This is a genomic window from Streptococcus sp. KHUD_011 (genome assembly GCF_046352925.1).
Taxonomy (GTDB): domain Bacteria; phylum Bacillota; class Bacilli; order Lactobacillales; family Streptococcaceae; genus Streptococcus.
Map to the genome: position 1 here is coordinate 1,838,600 of NZ_CP157578.1, position 18,978 is coordinate 1,857,577.

The 18,978-nt window shown below is 42.1% G+C and carries 12 protein-coding genes; all 12 read right to left on the reverse strand.

Going from position 1 to position 18,978, the window contains the following annotated elements; translation table 11 throughout:
• Positions 1–66: 66 nt before the first annotated feature.
• Positions 67–1,083: a glycosyltransferase family 2 protein gene (locus ABKJ27_RS09000; protein WP_410011722.1), complete on the reverse strand. Its 1,017-nt coding sequence runs from the start codon at positions 1,081–1,083 to the stop codon at positions 67–69.
• Positions 1,084–1,240: 157 nt separating this feature from the next.
• A complete protein-coding gene (locus ABKJ27_RS09005) occupies positions 1,241–1,906 on the reverse strand; it encodes a potassium channel family protein (RefSeq protein ID WP_410011723.1) in 666 nt (221 codons plus the stop codon).
• A gap of 13 nt (positions 1,907–1,919) precedes the next feature.
• Positions 1,920–3,299, reverse strand: a complete 1,380-nt coding sequence (locus ABKJ27_RS09010; protein WP_410011724.1) for a TrkH family potassium uptake protein — start codon at positions 3,297–3,299, stop codon at positions 1,920–1,922.
• A gap of 33 nt (positions 3,300–3,332) precedes the next feature.
• Positions 3,333–4,097, reverse strand: a complete 765-nt coding sequence (locus ABKJ27_RS09015; protein ID WP_410011725.1) for a nucleoside phosphorylase — start codon at positions 4,095–4,097, stop codon at positions 3,333–3,335.
• Between the two features lie 219 nt (positions 4,098–4,316).
• Complete coding sequence (locus tag ABKJ27_RS09020; RefSeq protein WP_410011726.1) at positions 4,317–4,874, reverse strand: sugar O-acetyltransferase; 558 nt, start codon at positions 4,872–4,874, stop codon at positions 4,317–4,319.
• 106 nt (positions 4,875–4,980) lie between these two features.
• The gene (locus ABKJ27_RS09025) at positions 4,981–5,835 is read right to left on the reverse strand and encodes a VOC family protein (protein ID WP_410011727.1); all 855 of its coding nucleotides are present in this window, start codon (positions 5,833–5,835) and stop codon (positions 4,981–4,983) included.
• A 138-nt stretch (positions 5,836–5,973) separates the two neighbouring features.
• Positions 5,974–7,158, reverse strand: a complete 1,185-nt coding sequence (locus tag ABKJ27_RS09030) for a DUF4767 domain-containing protein (protein WP_410011728.1) — start codon at positions 7,156–7,158, stop codon at positions 5,974–5,976.
• Positions 7,159–7,332: 174 nt separating this feature from the next.
• Complete coding sequence (locus tag ABKJ27_RS09035) at positions 7,333–14,307, reverse strand: MucBP domain-containing protein (protein ID WP_410011729.1); 6,975 nt, start codon at positions 14,305–14,307, stop codon at positions 7,333–7,335.
• Between the two features lie 344 nt (positions 14,308–14,651).
• Positions 14,652–15,530: a glycosyltransferase family 52 gene (locus ABKJ27_RS09040; protein WP_410011730.1), complete on the reverse strand. Its 879-nt coding sequence runs from the start codon at positions 15,528–15,530 to the stop codon at positions 14,652–14,654.
• The gene (locus ABKJ27_RS09045) at positions 15,527–16,231 is read right to left on the reverse strand and encodes a cytidylyltransferase domain-containing protein (RefSeq protein WP_410011731.1); all 705 of its coding nucleotides are present in this window, start codon (positions 16,229–16,231) and stop codon (positions 15,527–15,529) included. Before ABKJ27_RS09045 ends, ABKJ27_RS09040 begins: the two co-directional genes overlap by 4 nt.
• Positions 16,215–17,570, reverse strand: a complete 1,356-nt coding sequence (locus tag ABKJ27_RS09050) for a sodium:solute symporter family transporter (protein WP_410011732.1) — start codon at positions 17,568–17,570, stop codon at positions 16,215–16,217. Before ABKJ27_RS09050 ends, ABKJ27_RS09045 begins: the two co-directional genes overlap by 17 nt.
• A gap of 1 nt (position 17,571) precedes the next feature.
• Positions 17,572–18,903 carry a glycosyltransferase gene (locus ABKJ27_RS09055; RefSeq protein WP_410011733.1) on the reverse strand — a complete coding sequence of 444 codons (1,332 nt, stop codon included), beginning with the start codon at positions 18,901–18,903 and terminating at the stop codon, positions 17,572–17,574.
• Positions 18,904–18,978 lie beyond the last annotated feature (75 nt).

Below are 18,978 nucleotides of genomic sequence, written 5' to 3' on the forward strand. Positions count from 1 at the left end.
CTAAAATTAAAAAGGATTAAGAAAAAGTTAAAATTTTTCTTAAATCCCTCTTATAAAATACTTATATTAATTAAATCCATAAACAGACTTGGTGATTTGATAGACGACATTGGAAAGTTTGCGAGCTGGCAAGACTGAATGTTTGGTCAAACGGCTCAACATGGTCTTACGGATAGCCTGAAAGACCTCTGGATTTTCCTGCTGAATATAGGTCCACAATTGGCGTTTTTTTGCCAGATGCTCCGCTGTTCCAGCTCGGTTGAGCAGGGCACTGGAAATCACCGTCGTAATCTCAATATGATTCAGCAGATATTCTCGCATTTTGGGATGGCTCACTTTGGACAAATCAAGCTGGTCTACCAAGAGTCGATTGACCTTGAGTTGCTGGTCAATACGCTTAATCATCACTTGCTCATTGACTGACTGGTCCTCACGCCCAATCAAATAACGATAGAAATCAACAGGTAGATAGTACATGGTCTTGACCTGCTGAAGGGGGGTAAAGACGAAAAGATTATCGACATAAAAGGTATGCTCAGGCAGTTGGAACTGACTCGCTCGCAACAAATCTGTCCGGTAAATCAGCGAGTGCATCATGATATACTGGCCTTTTGAAAAATTTCCAACCTGGTCCCAGCCAAAAATCTGCTGAACAGGTAAAACTGACTCGTAACTCATACTCTTCTTACGAGACTGACCTTCCTTCTCATAGACAAAATTAGTCACAAAGGCATCAACTTCCTGCCCCTGGCTCTCAAGTTCCTGCAAGGTTTCAAGAATTTTCAAGTAGGCACGAGGGTCCACCCAGTCATCACTATCAACTACTTTAAAGTAACGTCCAGAAGCCTCCGCCAAGCCGCGATTGACCGCACCGCCATGGCCTTTATTTTCCTGATAGATGGCTCTAACGATGCTAGGATACTTACTGGCTAAACGCTCAGCTATTTCCTGAGTCTGGTCCTGGGACCCGTCATTGATAATCAAAATCTCAACTTGCTCACCACCAATCACTAGCGACTCCACACAGTAATGAAGATAGGCTGCAGCATTATAGCTAGGGATGGCGATAGACAATAACTTCATGATCTACTCCTTTAGGGGACTGATTTTTTCTTACTCTCTCTTGTCACTTCTTTCTATTTTACCATAAAGTCCAGACTTTGAAGGACTTTTATTAGAATACAAGGGTTGCTATCTCTATTTGCTATTTTGGACATCAAAAAAGAGGGGATCCCCCTCCTTACGAATTTAATTCTGCCAAGTCATCTAGATACTGGTTGTTAATGACTGCTAAAATATAGGCATCTGCCTTCAAGAGGTCATTAGGTCCAAACTGGACATCCAGCTGTGAATTTTCTTGTTCACGAAATCCTAGGACATTGAGGTTATATTTGCCACGTAAATCCAGCTGGCTCAGGCTTTGACCTGCCCAAACACTTGGAATCTTCATCTCCACGATAGACACATTTTTGTCCAGCTGAAAGACATCAACACTGTTATGAAAGAGAATGGTCTGTGCTAAGGACTGCCCCATTTCATACTCTGGCGAGATCACTGAGTCAGCACCAATTTTTTCTAACACCTTCTTAGCTGTCTGGCTTTTGACCTTGACAATAACCCTTGGTACCCCTAGACTCTTACAATGCATGACTGCAAGCACACTAGACTCCAGATTTTCCCCTGTTGCCACCACAACCGTATCACAGGTATCAATACCTGCAGTTCTGAGGAGTTCCTCATCTGTAATATCGCCCACAACTCCACGCGCCAAAACAGGCTCAAATTGATTGATACGCTCGGCGTGGTCATCGATGGCAATGATATTCATATCTTGCTTGGCTAGGGCCGTTAGGACACTACTCCCGAAAATCCCCAAACCTAAAATTCCAATCGTACGATCTGACATAGTTCTTCCTTTCTTATCCAATACTAATATCTGCTTTCATATACTGAATCAAATCTTTCTTATCAGGCTGGTAATCCGCTAGACTAACCAGCAAGGTCAAAGGACCGATACGGCCAATAAACATGAGCACCATGACAATGCTGAGAGCTAACTTGCCCAATTCTGGTGTCAGATTTGCCGTTACCCCAACTGTCGCAAGGGCTGAAATGGTCTCAAACATTAGGTAGATAAATCGCGGTGTTCCTTCTGCTGTAATTCCCAGCAACACCAAGCCCAACAGGAAGGTCATCAAAAAGATAATGAAGACACTAAAGGATTTTTGGACTGTTCGAGCCTCAATGGTTCTCTGCGCCACATTGGCATGAGGTAAGCCCAGCAATTCACTACGAGCAAAGACCAACAAGACAAAGAAAGTCGTAATCTTGAGCCCCCCAGCCGTCCCTCCAGGTGCCCCACCCAGAAACATCTGCAGGATATAGATAAACAAGGTCACAGGCCGAGCTTGGGTATAGTCAATAGAAGCAAAACCGGCCGTTCTCATGCTGACGGTTTGGAAAAAGCTAACCATCACTTTCTCTGGAACACTGAGATTGCCAATGGTCCCTGGATTGTGCCACTCCGTAAAGAGTGTGGATACTGTCCCAAACAGCAAAATTCCTGCAGTCAAGAAGAGGACCAACTTGGTGTGGAAACGCAGACGGCGTTTTTTCTTCTTGTCAAACTGGGTTGCCAAGTCAAACCAGACCATAAAGCCGAGACCACCCGTGATAATCAAGCCAGCAATGACTAGATTGATCAAGGGATCCGTCTGAAAAGCCACTAAACTGCTGCTGCCAAAATTATCAAAACCAGCATTACAAAAGGCTGAAATGGCTAAAAAGATGGAGGTAAAAATGCCCCGTCCCCAGCCAAACTCAGGAATAAAACGGAAACTTAGCAGGAAGGCGCCCAAGCCCTCCACCAGAAAAGTCGTCAAGAAGATAGACCTCATAAAGGCCTTCAGCGAGCGAGTCTCCCCGTAACTAAAGCTCTCCTGAATAGTTTCACGACTGCGAAGACTGAGCTTTTGCTTCCCCTGAATATAAAAGACCCCGATAAAGGTCATGAGCCCCAGACCACCAATCTGTATCAAGAGCATACAAATCAATTGCCCCCAGACATTATAGGTAGTAGCCACTGGTTGCGTAGAAAGGCCAGTCACACAGACCATGGACACCGTCGTAAAAAGATGGTCAAAATAAGTGGCCTGCGAATCACTCGCCTGAACAAAGGGCAAACTCAAAAGGAGAGATCCTATAAAAATAACTCCAGCGAAACTCAGAAAAATTCGACGAGCAGGCGAAAGTCCGCCCAAGGCTCTTTCAATTTTTTTCACAAATAATTTGAATAACATACATCCATTGTACCATAAAAAGAAGGAGAATAGCTAGAACTGAGAGGCTATCTCAAGACAGAGTTCCAAAGCCTTCTCGAAAGCTTCTGAACCCCAGTCACGACTGTCGTACTGGACCAAGTCTGCTAAGGAATCAGCTGTGAACAGCAACTCTCCCCAGAGAACTCCACGCAGTTGGGCTACTGCCGCAAGCGCAGAACACTCCATCTCCACAACAGCACAGCCTTCTTCCTTACGATAAGCCACCTTTTCAGCCGTTTCTCTGTAAAAACCGTCTGTCGTCCAGGCCATGACTTCTTCATAAGGAATCCCTCTGGCCTCCAAAACGTGCTCAATAGCAGCAATAGCCTCTGGCTGCATTTCCATATAACGAGAAGGTGCCACATAGTGGTAACTAGCTCCCTCATCTCGCAGAGCTCGAACAGGTACTAGAAAGGCATTTTCTTCTATATCAGCCAGCACACCACAGGTACCTGTAGAGATAATCTGCTCCACACCATAGCCAATCAACCAATCCATAAACTGGGCTGCTGGAGCTGAACCGACAGGAGCCTGAGCCAGACAAATCTCCTCGCCCTTGTAGTTGACTACATAGACTGGATAATTCTTGGTGGCAGAAACGAATTCGCCAACACAGTCCGCCCCTACTTCCCTAGCATAGCGATCAATCTCCTCACCCAAAAAGGCATAGACACACTTCTTGGGCAAGTGCAAGTCCAGCCCCTCATGGTTGGGCATGATAACTGCCTGAGGGTTGTCATCAAACTCTAAAATAGGAATCGCATGCTTCTGAATCATAGCCTACCTCCTCTAATTTTGTACTATTGTATCAAAAGCTGACCGAGTGTCAAGGAGGGGGCTGATAAACTGAGGAGAAAAAAGCATCCCGGTTACGAAATGCTTTAAAATTGCTTAATGAAACAAACTTGCTAAGATATAGAGTAGGTAAATGTGGGCTGGGCAAAAGATGATGAAACCTACAAAAAAGAAACAACCTCCTCTGTTCCTTTTTTACTTCTATTTCACAGGTATCTCCTTCATCACGCGCGCAGGATTACCAGCTAGAACAACGTTATCGCCAAAGGACTTGGTAATCACGGCCCCTGCTCCTGCCACTACGTTATTGCCCAGTGTCACTCCAGGAAGAACAATGACGCCACCTCCAGCCCAGAAATTGTCACCGATAGTGATGGGCTTGCCGTATTCGACCCCTGAATTGCGTTCATGCGGATCCAGCGGATGGAGTGGGGTTAAAAACTGACAGTTGGGGCCAATCATAGCATTGTCTCCGATACGAATCGGGCAAACATCCAGCATAGTCAAGTTCCAATTAGAATAAAAATTTTCCCCTAGATGAATATTGACTCCATAATCGACCACCAGGCGTGGATTGACATAGAGATTTTCCCCCGTTGAACCAAACCAAGTCTTGATAATCTCCGCCCCTTTCGAGGGGTCTAGCTCCTGGTTGAAATCTGCCTGCTTCTGACGTGCTGTCTGAGCCAAAGCCCGCAACTCGGGGTCAAACGGATGATAGGGTTCTCCTGCAATCATTTTCTGGTATTCACTGGTCATTGTATTCTTCTCCTTGTTCCCTACTATCATATCAAATTTTCTACATATCCGACTAGGATAAGGGGTACTTTCTACAATTTATGCTCTGTTTTTCATCACATCTTGCCTATCTTGCTAAGCGAATACGGGTCACGATTCCGTCTGGGTCTGCAATTTCCAGCTGGCTAGATGTCAGCCACTTGATTGGTACATCAACTTCTTGTGCTCGCCGGGCAATCGTTAACAGTTCTTCCTTACTCGCGACTTCAATGACATAGTAGGCTAAGCCTAGCAAACCTTGCTTACGCGGAGCCAGATTTTTTCCTCCCCATTCGTTGACTGCTAAATGATGATGATAATCTCCAGCCGCAATCCAACTAGCGCTAGGCACACTGAATTTATCCTCTAGTCCTAACACCTTTTGATAAAACTGGCTGGACTTTCGACTATCCTTGACGGAAAGATGGATATGCCCCATTCTCGTACCGTCTGCTAGGATAAAGGGCTCTACTCTTTCCCCCAACTCATAGATATCCTGCGCTGCAAGGGCCTCAGTGACCCCGATAATACGCCCATCTTCTCGAATATCCCATGTGGAAACTGGCTTATCTCGATAGAGTTCAATACCATTTCCCTCCAAATCCTCCAAATAAAGGGCCTCACTATAACCATGATCTGCACCGCCGACAAGAGGAATCTGCAAATCCGTCAGGTGTTTCAAAACATCAGCCAAAGCCTTGCGTGTCGGCAAGAGAATAGCCAGATGGTAAAGGCCATAATGTTCCCTTACTTCTCCGCTCTCTTGTGCTTGAATCAACTGTACCAAGGGTTTTCCACCAAGGCCTAGAATGACCTCTGTCTCAGTCTGAGATAAGATTTCTAAACCAATGATTTGCTGATAAAAGGTTGTTTGACTTGCCAAATCCTTTACATTTAAAACTGCCTCTGCCAAATAAATGTGACTCTTGTATTCATAGGTCATAACGATTTCTCTCTTTTGTTGTAACTTTAATCATTACAATTATTATATAATTTCCATCATGAAAGTCAAGTCAGACAACTTATAGAAACTCCCCTAGCAAAAACAATCCCAGAAAAATCTTCTAGGATTGTTTTGTGTTTATTTAACCAGACTAGCAAAGTTATTTCTCAAATCAACGTTTTCTGTGGGATTGAGATACATCTTGTCACCATTGGTCGTTGGCGAATGAAAAACAATTCCTTCGCCAGTGTCTGTAATTGCAAAGAAGTAATTGTGAACGGTTGGGTATTTATCCCAATTACTATAAGTCTCTACAATACGGTATTTGGCTGTACCACTACCTGTTTTTGAAAATTCCGCATCTAGTTTGCTACCGTCTTTCCAGTAAAGCATGTCAGCTCTAATGTTCCCCGATGCGATTCCTTTTTGGTAGTTAGGCTGACCCATTTCATCACCCCAACTCTTCATAAAGGCTGCTAAAGCTGCGGATTTATCAGCTGTCCAAGGGCCAGTTTCTTCTGTTTTGGAAGGAGTCGTTTCCTTGACTTCTTTCTTACTTTCACTCGATGAACTGCTCGTACTGCTGCTACTTGATTCCGATTTAGAAGAAGAGGAAGGGCTAGCACTCGTTTCTTCCTTAGCAGGGGTAAATTTAAACTCTTCCCATGCAAACTTATCTGCCGTAACTTCGTCAGCTTCTGATTTACCAAAATTCTCAAGTAACTTCTTATCCGTAATCTTGATAGACTTGCTATCTACTTTTGTAGCACCCTTGGCACCTTCTAGTTTGTAAAGAGTCCCTTCCCCTTCACCAGTTCCAGAAGACCAAGTCAAAGCTAAGACCTCACCTGTTTTAAAGAATTTCATAGAGCTACGCGCACCACCATGTCCTGCTACATAACCCTCTGCTAATAGGGTTGGTTGCCCTTCTTTCAGATAGTACAAACCTGTAAAGAAGTAATTCTTCCCTGCAGTTTGGCTACCTACCAACATTTCAGACTGGCCATCTCCATCTAAATCTAGGAAAGTATAACGTTGTTTTGAAGGATCCGCTGCAGCTGCTTCGATAACCCATGAATTTATCATATGGTCAGATTTGTGAAGCTTGGCTTCAATATCTGGAGCCTGTTTCTTACCAGAAGATAAGATAACCTCATAATCCTCAAAAACACTCTTATAAAGGTCTTCTGCTTTTGTCTCAGCCTGCTCCTTAGAGCCACCAAAAAAGTTTTTCAAAGGCTCTGGCAAATCAATTGAACTACAAGCAGTCAAGCAAGTCACTGACAGAGCCATAGCCAACCCTAACATCCATTTCTTTTTCATAATACTCTTTTTCCTTTTTTATTCATTATACAAGAAAGACTGGAGAAAGTGCAATTAAAATCCTTAAAAAACCCTTGTAAACTGTAATAAAATCACATCTATTTATATACCAACAGAAAAAGGAGCGGATAGAATATCCTACTCCTTAATCTTATCAGAAAAATCTAATTAGAATTAGTCTTCTTTTTTCTTGCGAGCAACAAGTCCAAATCCACTCAAGACTCCAAGAAGTCCAAGTGCTGCTAGGCTAGCATTGTCTGCTGTACCAGTGTTTGGAAGCTCTGCTTGTCCTTTAGCTTCTGATGAAGCTGCTGGAGCTTGTGGTGCTTCACCATTGACTGGCGCTGATGGCATCGCTGGAGCAGCTGGATTAGCCGGTGTTGCTGGATTTGCTGGGTTAGCCGGAGCAGCCGGTGTTGCTGGGTTAGCCGGTGTTGTTGGCTGACTTGGGTCTGTCGGTTTCACCGGACTTGTTGGGTTTGTTGCAGGTCTTGCTGGAGAACCTGGTTGAGATGGAATGAGTGATCCTCCATTTGTAGAACCTTCTTTTTGAGGTCTTCCATTTGTAGTACGTTTAAATACGTGGATGACATTACCAGTTCGTTCAACTTTTATTGTATCTACCAATGCATATCCTGGGATCTCTCCAGCTGGATTATCACCTTCAGCTAGTGGTTTCAATGGCTTACCGTTTACATCTACCCATACTGTCACTGGTTTCTTAGTTGATGGTTTGAAGATGTGAAGTACTTTGCCTGTTTCTGGATCTTTAACAGTTCCTACTAATTCATAGCTTGGTACTTTACCTGCTGGTTGTGAACCTTCTTCTTTCGGACGAATAACATTACCTTCTGTATCAACCCACTCTGTGATGTTGTTGATAACTGGTGTAGGAGTAAATACATGGATTTGGTCTCCTGTTTTTGGATTTACTTTCGTTTCTACGAATTTATAATTAGGTACATTTCCAGCTTCTTCTGTCCCTGGTGCAGTTGGTTTCAATGGTTTACCATTGACATCTACCCATACTGTAGAAGGTTTGTCAGATGTTGTTGATTTGAAGATGTGTGTTACTTTGCCTGTTTCTGGGTTTGTAACTGTTCCTACCAATTCATAGTTAGGTACTTCTCCTGGTACTTTTGATCCATCTTCTTGCGGACGGATTACTTTTCCTTCTGTATCAACCCACTCAGTTACCTTGTTAACAACTGGTGTAGGAGTAAATACGTGGATTACATTACCAGTATCTGGATCTGTAGTTGTACCTACTAGTTTGTAGTTTGGTACAGTTCCTGCTTCTTCTGTTCTTGGTGCAGCTGGTTTCAATGGTTTACCATTGACATCCACCCATACTGTAGTTTTTCCTTCTTTAGTTACTGGTTTGAAGATGTGAGTTACTTTTCCTGTTTCTGGGTTTGTAACTGTTCCTACTAGTTCGTAGTTAGGAGTTGATCCTGCTGGATATGTTCCTGGTGTTACAGGTTTGATTGGGTTTCCTTTTTCGTCTACCCATTCAGTCGTCTTACCTTCTTCGATTGATTTCTTAACTTTCTCAGCTTCTTTTTTAGCCTCTTCCTTAGCTTTTTCTTTTTGCTCTGGAGTCAAGCTTGGATCTTTATCAATGTTCTTGATTTTTTCTTCCAAGTCTTTATCGACAGATTCTTTCGCTTTAGCTTTTTCTTCTGGAGAAGGTGTAGTTGGCTGATCCTTATCATTTTCTGATGGAGTTGATGGTTTGTTTGGAGTTGGAGTATCTTTCTCAACTTCTTTCTTACCATTCTCTTTCGCTTTTTCTACTTCTTCTTTAGAAGGTGCTTTGTCGATGGCTTTCTTAGCTTCTTCAGCATCTTTCTTAGCCTCTTCCTTAGCTTTTTCTTTTTGCTCTGGAGTCAAGTTTGGATTTTCATCAATCTTCTTCACTTTATTTTCTAGAGCTTTATCAATCGTTTCTTTCGCTTTTGGCTTGTCTTCTGGAGTAACAGGAGATTTTTCTACATCTTCTTTAGCTTTTGTAGTAGATTTTTCTACATCTTCAGGAGTTTTCGCTTCTTTCAATGCTTTCTTAGCTTGTTCTGCTGATTTCTTAGCATCTTCAATCGCTTTTTCTTTCTCTTCGTTTGTTAACTCAGGATTTTCTTTAATCTTACTTTCTTTTTCAGACAAAGCTTTATCGATTTCTTTAGAAGCTTCTTCTTTGACGTCTTTGTAAACATAAGTTACTTCTGTAGTTCCTTCTGTTACTTTACCAGATTCTTCACCCTTAGTTGATGTTGGTACAAGTACATATACCTTACCATCTTTTGTAGTGATTGTAGCTGGTTTGTTGTCAGTTGTGTCATATGCTGAGCTTACTGATCCGTCAGTCGTATCTTTAACGTCTTCAGCGATTGTGTTACCCGCTTCATCAGTGTAGTGAACGACTACGTTTCCTTTCACTTCTTTGTAAACATAAGTTACTTCTGTAGTCTTACCTGCTTCAACGTCTCCAGTTTCATTACCTTTAGTCGATGCCGGTACTAATTCGTATACTTTGCCTTCTGCAGTTGTGATACGAGTTGGTTTCATATCGTTATCAGAAGTATCGTATTTAGCTCCTGGTTGACCGTCTTTAGTATCAACAGCATCTGCTTGAAGAGTGTTACCAGCTTCATCTACGTAATGAACAAGAACGTTTCCTGCTTTTTCGTATACATAAGTAATTTCTGTAGTTCCTTCTACAACAGCACCGTTTTCTGGCTTAGAACCGTCTTTCAATTCTTTAGCTGTTAAGTAGTAAACAGTACCATCTTTTTCAAGTTTAGCTGGTTTGTTGTCAGTTGTGTCATATTTCTCACTTAGTGATCCATTTTCTACATCTTTCGTATCTTCAGCAAGTGTGTTTCCTTCTGTATCAACGTAGTGAACGACGACATTACCTGTGATTTCTTTGTAGACGTAAGTTACTTCTGTAGTTTCTCCAGCTTTAACTTTACCAGTTTCAGCACCTTTAGTTGATTGAGGGATTAATTCGTATACTTTGCCTTCTGCAGTTGTGATACGAGTTGGTTTCATATCGTTATCAGCAGTGTTGTAGTCTGTGTTTGGTTTACCGTCTTTGGTATCAACAGCATCTGCTTGAATAGTGTTACCTTTTTCATCAGTGTAGTGAACGACTACTTGTCCAGCTTTTTCGTAAACGTAGGTTACTTCAGTCTTACCTTCTACTACGTCTCCGTTTTCTGGTTTAGAGTCATCTTTAAGAGCTTTAGCTGTTAAGTAGTAAACAGTTCCGTCTTTTTCGATTTTTTCTGGTTTGTTGTCAACAGCAGTATCATATTTTTCGCTTAGAGATGCACCTTTAAGGTCATCTTTGTCAGCTGCGATTGTGTTACCTTCTGTGTCAACATAGTGAACGACTACATCACCAGTTACCTCTTTATAAACGTAGGTTACTTCTGTAGTTCCTTCAGTAACCTTACCAGTTTCAGCACCTTTAGTTGATGCTGGGACTAATTGGTAAACTTTGCCTTCTGGAGTCGTAATACGTTCTGGTTTCATTCCGTTATCAGAAGTGTCATATGGTGTGCTAATTGATCCATCTGTTGTATCTTTAGCATCTTCAGCAATTTTATTTCCTGCCTCATCTGTATAGTGAACTACTACGTTACCTTTAACTTCTTTATAAACATATGTTACTTCTTTAGTTTCTCCAGCAACAACTTTACCAGTTTCGTCACCTTTAGTTGCTGTTGGTACTAGTTCGTATACTTTTCCTTCTGCAGTTGTGATACGAGTTGGTTTCATTCCATTATCTGCAGTGTTATATTCAGAACCTGGTTTTCCATTGTCAGTGTCTTTGGCACCTGAAGCAATATCTTTACCGTCGGCAGTTCCTACTAATGGAGTTCCGTCTTCTGTTTGGTAATTTACGACTACTGATCCAGCTTTTTCATAAACGTAAGTGACATCAGTTTTACCTTCTACTACATTTCCTGTTTCTGGTTTAGAACCTTCTTTAAGACCAGCTTTTGTAATGTAGTATACAGTTCCGTCTTCTGCAGTGATTTTTTCTGGTTTGTTGTCAACAGCAGTGTCATATTTTTCGCTTAGAGATGCACCTTTAAGATCATCTTTATCAGCTGCGATAGTGTTACCTTCTGTGTCAACATAGTGAACTACTACGTCACCAGTAACTTCTTTGTAAACGTATGTTACTTCTTTAGTTTCTCCAGCTACTACTGTACCTGTTTCGTCGCCTTTAGTTGCTGTTGGTAAAAGTTCGTATACTTTGCCTTCTGCTGTTGTGATACGGTTTGGTTTCATTCCGTTATCAGAAGTGTCATATGCTGATCCTGGTCTTCCGTCTACAGTGTCTTTTGCACCTGAAGCTACATTCGCACCTGCTGCATCAACACCTACTAATGGAGTTCCGTCTTCTGTTTGATAGTTCACGACTACTTGTCCTGCTTTTTCGTAAACGTAAGTTACTTCTGTTGTACCTTCTACTACGTCTCCAGTTTCTTTAGAACCATCTTTAAGTGCTTTAGCTGTTAGGTAGTATTTAACACCGTCTTTAGTGATTTCATCTTTTTTGTGGTCAGCTGTGTCATATTTAACGTTTAGAGAAGCATCTGTTTCGTCTTTTTCGTCTTCAGCAATTACGTTACCTTCAGTATCTTCATACTTAACGACAACGTTACCTTTTACTTCTTTATAAACGTATGTTACTTCTACAGTATCTCCAGCTACAACTTTACCAGTTTCATTTCCGATTGTAGAAGCAGGTACTAGTTCGTATACTTTTCCTTCTGCAGTTTTAATACGGTTTGGTTTCATTCCGTTATCTGCAGTGTTATAGTCAGTTCCTGGTCTTCCATCTGTTGTATCATTATTAGTTTCAGGAACATTATTTCCTTCTGGATCTGTTCCAGATATTGGGTTACCTTCTTGATCTGTATAGTGAACGATTACTGATCCAGCTTTTTCGTAAACGTAAGTTACTTCAGTAGTACCTTCAACTACATCTCCTGTTGCTGGTTTAGAACCATCTTTAAGTTCTTTAGCTGTTAAGTAGTATTTAACACCAGCTTTTTCGATAGATTCTTTTTTATGGTCAGTTGTGTCGTATTTAACATTTAGAGAAGCATCTGTTTCATCTTGTTCGTCATCAGCAAGTGTGTTCCCTTCAGTATCTACATACTTAACAACAACATTACCTTTAACTTCATTATAAACGTAGGTTACTTCTTTCGTTTCTCCAGCTACTACTTCACCTGTTTCATCACCTTCAGTTGATTCTAGTTGGTAAACTTTTCCGTCTGCAGTTTTAATACGTTCTGGTTTCATTCCGTTATCTGCAGTGTTATAGGCTGTACCTGGTTTACCGTTATCAACATCTTTCGTACCTGAAGCTACAGTTTTGCTTTCGTCTCCAACTACTGTACCTGTAAGAGCGTCTCCATCTTTGATTTTGTAGTTAACGATAACTGATCCAGCTTTTTCATAAACGTAAGTTACTTTTGTAACACCTTCTACTACTGTACCTTCTTCAGCTGGAGCGTCTTTTTCTTCATCATTTACAGCTGTTTTAGTAGCATCTGCTTTTAGGTAGTAAACATTACCATTTGCATCTGTTAGTTTTTCTGGTTTTTCATCTGCGTTTTCTTTAGTATTGTACGCTATGTTTTTAGGCGCTTTAGTACTGCTTACGATTACATCTTGTCCATCAGCATTTACATAGTATTTCTCAGTTACTACTTCAGCTACTGTTTCAGGAGTATCTGTGTAAGGAGCTTTTAATTCTGTTCCGTCTTCTGTTTGGTAGTTAACTACTACCGAACCTTTTTTCTCTACTTCACGAGTTTTTTCTTCTGCATAAGTGTAAGTGATTGTTGTAGTACCACTTGCTAAACGGTATGCACGAAGTGGAGTGATTTCATCACGGTAAGAGTACTCTTCAACTTCCGGCGAAGGATCAGAAAATTTCATAAGAAAATTAGGACTATCTTCTAAAGTACTTGTTTCTTGATCGGTAACGCTTGCTATATCAGCTATTATATCAGTTGTAGGTCTTCCTTTAGCATCAACTTGATCTCCCTTATCAGCACTAATCTCCAGAGGACCAGCATTTTCTGATTTTGCCGCTATTCCTAAAGTAATATATCGTTTGAAATTAAGGAGGTTATCTTCAAATCCTTTTTCTTGAAGATATGCAAGATAGTTTTTTACAAGAGTTTTGTTCGCTTCTCCTGTTAAAGTATCTGGAGCCGCTTTAAAGTTTTCTACCATTGCATATGTTCTATTTAAAGTGGCCCCAATTCCATCTTTACCATCTGCTACATTATCACTAGATGACAATTGTATCTGTGCTGTTAAAGAGAAACTCTCAGTTTTAGCTGTTACATAAGTATTTTTCTCAAGGACGAAAACATAGTCTCCTTCTTTGATTCCACCATCAGCTGTTACGTTAGCTGAAGTGAAGTTTTTTGCTGTTGCTTCTCCAGCTGTGAAAGCATCTCTCATTTTATCGTCAGAAGTGATGTCACCTGAATTGGCTTGAACATATTTACCATATGTTCCTTTTCCTGTTTGTTCAACGATCCAAGCTTTTCCACCAGGTTTTACAGTATCATAAGTGATTTTACCTTCTGAATTGCTTAATCCTTCTGGAGTCAATTTCGCAGTTACATCACCTAGAGTTGTGTCAGAGTATACTCCTCCACCGTCTCCAGTAGTTTCAACCTTAGGTTCTCCGATTAGGTGGTAAGTTTTTCCATCTTTTTCAATAGTTTCTTTCTTACCATTTTCTTTAGCGTCATTTAGGTCACTATCTTCTGCATCGCCACCAGTAGTTTCTTTGAAAACTTCTCCTGATTTGCCGTATACATCGTATGGTGTTTCGATAGTTTTATCAGCACCAGAATTTTGGTTTTTGTTTTCTTCTAATACAGTATTCCCTTCAGCAGTTACATATTTGTAATCTACTTTTCCAGTTTTAGTAATTGTATTTGTTCCCTCTGCAGTTGGATCAGTTGAAAATTGCCTACCTGCATCTGGGTTCTGAATATTAGCTGTATCTACAATTACTGACCCCTTATCATTAGAAATCGTTGTTGTATTGTCACTATTTTCTGTCATCGCTGCTTCTACAGTCTGGGTTTGTCCTGCCATTGCAAGGGCTGCACCGACAATCAGAGCGACTGTACCGATTTTGACTGAATCTGAACGACCGTCTTTAAACTTACGAATGGAAAATTTTTCTTTTTTATTTATAAATATCCTTAGTATCCTTTACTATTATTTTTGTATGATTTTTAAAATTTATAATATCATTATGGTAATAAATGATTAGTAAACCTGAAAAACCGATGTTCCTATTCTAACACCTTTCATCCTCTAAAACAAGAATATTGCTCAATTTTTTGATAGCTCAAACTACTTATTTATAGTATGTTGAAATATAAAAAAATCCAAGCTAGTGCATGGATTTATATTTCCTAAAATATACATTTGTGCTACCAGCCAAGTGAAACCCTTTCAAACTGACAACCTAAACGGCGCAATTCTTTTTGACGGTCCTCATAGTAGGGGAGGGAAATGCCTGTGATGGTCACATGGGGCAGGTCTTGTAAGTGGAGGCTGACAGACGAGGTGAAGTGATAGACATGAACGAACTCATATTCTTGAAAGAGTTGGGCTAGTACATCTTCAAAGATTAGCTCCGTCTCCAAGTAAGTCACATCTGGTATAGTGAAAGTCTCCTTGGGATGGGGCAGATAGAGGTCAATTGCCAAGGCCTTGGCATAGGTGCCGATAAAGCGAATAGAGATTTGGTCGTCCTCTTCAGAGAACTTTTGTCCCAGCAGAACCTTGACCGTCTTGCCATTTGAAACGGGTGCTTGGGGCAAGTCAAAAAAATGCTCCAGATAGACTAGTTTTTCTCTCGCTACAACATGGTAGTCACTGCGATAGAGGGTATAGTGCTTTTCCGTCCGCTCAATCAAGTCATCTCTGCTCAAGCCCAAGGAGCCAATCTGACTGGGATGGAGAGGCCGGGCATACATGCCCAAGGGGTAAATATCCGCATAACCATCATCGAAACTCATGAGGTGCTGATAGGTCGAACTAGCAATCAAGTCCAGAATCAAGCTATTGTCAAAACTGGCATAAAAGATAGTGTCATAATCTCCAGCCATCTCCTGACAAATCTGAGCCAAGTCCTCTGCCGTCTGTGGATAGTGAACATGGTCAAATTCCTGAGCATAATATTCATGACGGGCATTTTTGACAGGACTAACATAGAGGCTGACAAAGTTCTGATCAGGATAGAGTCCCTTGATATGCTGGGCAATCTTGGCCTGCAAGGGCGTTGTAGCAATGATGAGGTGTTTCATCTCTTTGATTCTCCTAGGTGATGATGGTGCAGCAAGGTCTCAACGACTTCAAAATCCAAGGCATCGTCGATATCATAAGAATAGAGTTTGGGCATTTCATAGGCTACTGTCTTATCTGTATAAAAGGTCTCATCTCGTAGGTAACGATCCTTGCGAGAAATCCAGATACTACCGTTGGGATAGTAATAGACAGGCTCTTTTTGCCGAGCATAGTGCTTGGAAACCTGTGGCGGACGGATAAAAGTCGACTCCTCCAGTTGCAAGAAAAGACTACGACTCTTGTCTGCCTTGACACAGGAAATCAGATGGTCAGCGCCAGACTGACAGTAGAGTTGATAGGAGTCGATGAGGTGCTCTACTTCTCTCAGAGGTGAGGTCACCTGTAGATTCACGAAGATCTGCTCTTCCTCAAAGGGTTTTAAAAAGTCTCGTAAGGTTTCTAAGCTAGAGGTTGTTGCCAAGGCCAGTTCTTTTGGTCTATGGACACAATGAATCTCTGGATAGGCTTGACGACAAAGTTCCAGATAGGCTAGCGAGTCTGAGGAGACCCAGATTTCACTAAATAACTTGGAGGCTAAAGCGACTTCTATGGTGTAGAAAACCAAGGGTTTGCCTGCAAGCGGTTTGATATTTTTATCCACTAAGCCGCGTGAACCTGCACGGATTAAAATGACGGCTATGGGTTTAGATGTTGCTTTCATATAGTCTTCCTAGAATTGAGATAAATAGGGCAGATAGGGTGGTGATGATGCTATTTAACCAAGGATTGGGGGTGGCAAAAAGGCCACTGTAATGATAGAGGGCCAAGGCTCCTAGACTAAAGACCAGATAGATTTTAGCCAGTTGTAAACTCGGCTTTTTGAGAAGTAAGACCAAGAGGTACAAACCTCCAATCACACCCAGTGTCAGACCCATAAAGCCGTTAATCCATTCGTAGATGGAGTAAATTTCTGCATTCATGAGTAAGAGGCAGAGGAGCCAAGACAGGCCTGCTAAGACAAAGGACAGGAGGCTTGGTGAGCAGCGAATCTTTGACCAGGCAAAATCCAACTTCAAACAGGTCACGATTGCATTCATACTGGATGAGATCGTGGATTGACCCGCTGCCAAGAGAGCCAGCATAATGAAACTACCAAACCAAGGTGCCAGACTTTCCCGAGCGTAAGCAATGAGAACGGGATTGGTCGAGGTTGTGGCGAAATTTTCCTGACGAATCAAGCAGCCAATCAGATACAGTAAACTGGCAATTCCAAAGGACAAGAGGCCTTGAAGCCATAAAATTTTTCCAATCTTTTGACGCCCCATTTTGCTGTTAAAACGTTGGACGATATCCTGAGAAGAAACGTAGGAAAACAGGCTACTAAAACCTGCTCCTGCAACCAAGATCAAGATTGTCCGCCCATCCAAGGTCTCTACAAAGTGAGATAGTTGCTGACTGCTATTCATGACGAGGCCTGATTGGGCAATCCTTGGTAAAAAGAGGGCCAGTATAGCCAGCAGGACCAAGCCTTGAAAGAAATCCGTCCACAGGACAACCAAGAGACCTCCTCTTGCCAGATAATAGACCGTCAAGAGAAGGAGCAAAGCTGACAAGACCAGCTGATTGATAGGGATAAAGGGCTCTAGGGCCTGTGACAACAAGTAGATCACAACTGCTATTCGCCCCAACTGGTAGAGGATGAAAAGGCCTGAGGCCAGTGAGCGAATGCCAGACGATTGAAACTTGTCTTCTAAAAGATGATAGGCCGTCTCGTAGCTTCCCTTTTGATAGAGGGGCAAAAAGTAGCGGTGGGCGAGGGGAATGGCTAGAAAGATGCCACACTGGGCAAACCAGAGATAAAACCTGCCTGTATAGGCATTTCCCACCAGAGTCAGAAAGGAAATAGGGCTGAGCAAGGTCGCAAAGACCGAGAAGGCCAAAACGGTCACAGGAACAGCTTTCTTAACCTGATAATAGTCCTCTTCGCTCCCTTTTTTCCGATAGGCTATCCAGGAAATCAAGCAAAAATACAGCGATAGGGTGACTAGAATTCCCAACATCCTAGAATTTCCTATCTAGTAGTTCGCGGTAGCTTTGGGCTACTGTCCCTAGTGAATAGTGGGCCGCTAGGGCGATATTTTCTGCATTTGATTGGCGATAATCCGCTTGTTCCATCTCTTCTATCATTTGGATCAATTGTCCCTTATTTCGGAAGAGGCGGATGGCATCTGACTGACCGGCATAGAAACGATGGGCGATTTCCACATCTGATAACAAGGCAAGCAAACCTTGATTGAGGGCTTCGACGCAGGCGTTGGCAAATAATTCTGTAAAACTAGCCGACAGGTAGCACTGGTGGAGGTGGTAAGGAACCTCATCGACAATACCTTTGAACTGAATGGTTGGTGGCAGGTCATAGCGATTGCGTAGTTCCTCTAGACGCTCCTCTGTACCACCATAAAAGGTAATCTGGGCCTTGGAGCCACGTTTGTAGAGTTCGATAAAGGCTTCAATGACAAATTCAACGTTCTTACCTTCTCCCATATGACCCACTAAGCAATAGTCCAAAACAGGTCCCATTTCCTTGATTTGACCAGGATCTTCTGTAAACATAGGTGGCAGGAATCTTGTCTGGTAGCCTTCTTGCGCCAAGCTTTCTGTCAACTTTTCACTGGCAACTAGATATCTGTTTGCCTTGCGTAGATTGGCGAGGCGTAAGTCTCGCATGATATTTTCATGGACGACTTCATAGTAATTTTTGTCCGTGTTTTCCATGTAACGCCAGAGGCTAGGTTTGGGAACGATTTGTTGGTCACGGATGAAGAGATCGGTTTGCTGAGCCCATCTGGCTAGGAACTTGACCAGCAAGTCTTCCTCAGAACAAATTTCTCCCTCAATGCGGTAGATATACTCTGGATAGAAGATGGTGACAGGTGAGGGTTCTTTGAAAGGATCGATAAAGCGTCCTTCCAGAGCCAGTTCTCCATTTTCATGATACCAACGAAGTTCCTTTTCCTTGAAATCTTCAAACAAGAAAGGACCCTTGGTATAGTAATATCTTCCAGAACCATCTCCTAGGGTCACAGAGGCCACAAAGCCATCCTCATTGAGCTCAACCTGATCGCCAGCTGCTAGTGTTAGACTTTCTGGTCTCACTGTCAAGTCAGCATGCCCCATATCTGAAAAGCTATGAGGAACGCAGAGCAATTCCTTTTCTAAAAATCCTAACTTGATTAAGTCTTTCTTCCAGTCAGGACGAAGCTGAGGACTCGACACAAGATGGACATATTCCAAACCTAGATGTCGTGCTATACGTGCTCGATAGACCTGGGTACTCTCAAAGCCATAACGATAGATTTCCTTGACTGGATGGATAGTGACAATTCTCGACATGCTATACACTCTTTCTCTATTATTTACTTCTTACAGACGAAAAACCACCCTCACAAAAAGGCGAGGGTGGTTCAT

Excerpts from the sequence above, each read along its gene's own strand:
- ABKJ27_RS09040 (WP_410011730.1), bottom strand. The coding sequence starts at position 15,530 with ATGAAACACCTCATCATTGCTACAACGCCCTTGCAGGCCAAGATTGCC.
- ABKJ27_RS09010 (WP_410011724.1), bottom strand. The coding sequence starts at position 3,299 with ATGTTATTCAAATTATTTGTGAAAAAAATTGAAAGAGCCTTGGGCGGA.
- ABKJ27_RS09035 (WP_410011729.1), bottom strand. The coding sequence starts at position 14,307 with ATGGCAGGACAAACCCAGACTGTAGAAGCAGCGATGACAGAAAATAGT.
- ABKJ27_RS09025 (WP_410011727.1), bottom strand. The coding sequence starts at position 5,835 with ATGACCTATGAATACAAGAGTCACATTTATTTGGCAGAGGCAGTTTTA.
- ABKJ27_RS09015 (WP_410011725.1), bottom strand. The coding sequence starts at position 4,097 with ATGATTCAGAAGCATGCGATTCCTATTTTAGAGTTTGATGACAACCCT.
- ABKJ27_RS09055 (WP_410011733.1), bottom strand. The coding sequence starts at position 18,903 with ATGTCGAGAATTGTCACTATCCATCCAGTCAAGGAAATCTATCGTTAT.
- ABKJ27_RS09030 (WP_410011728.1), bottom strand. The coding sequence starts at position 7,158 with ATGAAAAAGAAATGGATGTTAGGGTTGGCTATGGCTCTGTCAGTGACT.
- ABKJ27_RS09045 (WP_410011731.1), bottom strand. The coding sequence starts at position 16,231 with ATGAAAGCAACATCTAAACCCATAGCCGTCATTTTAATCCGTGCAGGT.
- ABKJ27_RS09005 (WP_410011723.1), bottom strand. The coding sequence starts at position 1,906 with ATGTCAGATCGTACGATTGGAATTTTAGGTTTGGGGATTTTCGGGAGT.
- ABKJ27_RS09000 (WP_410011722.1), bottom strand. The coding sequence starts at position 1,083 with ATGAAGTTATTGTCTATCGCCATCCCTAGCTATAATGCTGCAGCCTAT.
- ABKJ27_RS09020 (WP_410011726.1), bottom strand. The coding sequence starts at position 4,874 with ATGACCAGTGAATACCAGAAAATGATTGCAGGAGAACCCTATCATCCG.
- ABKJ27_RS09050 (WP_410011732.1), bottom strand. The coding sequence starts at position 17,570 with ATGTTGGGAATTCTAGTCACCCTATCGCTGTATTTTTGCTTGATTTCC.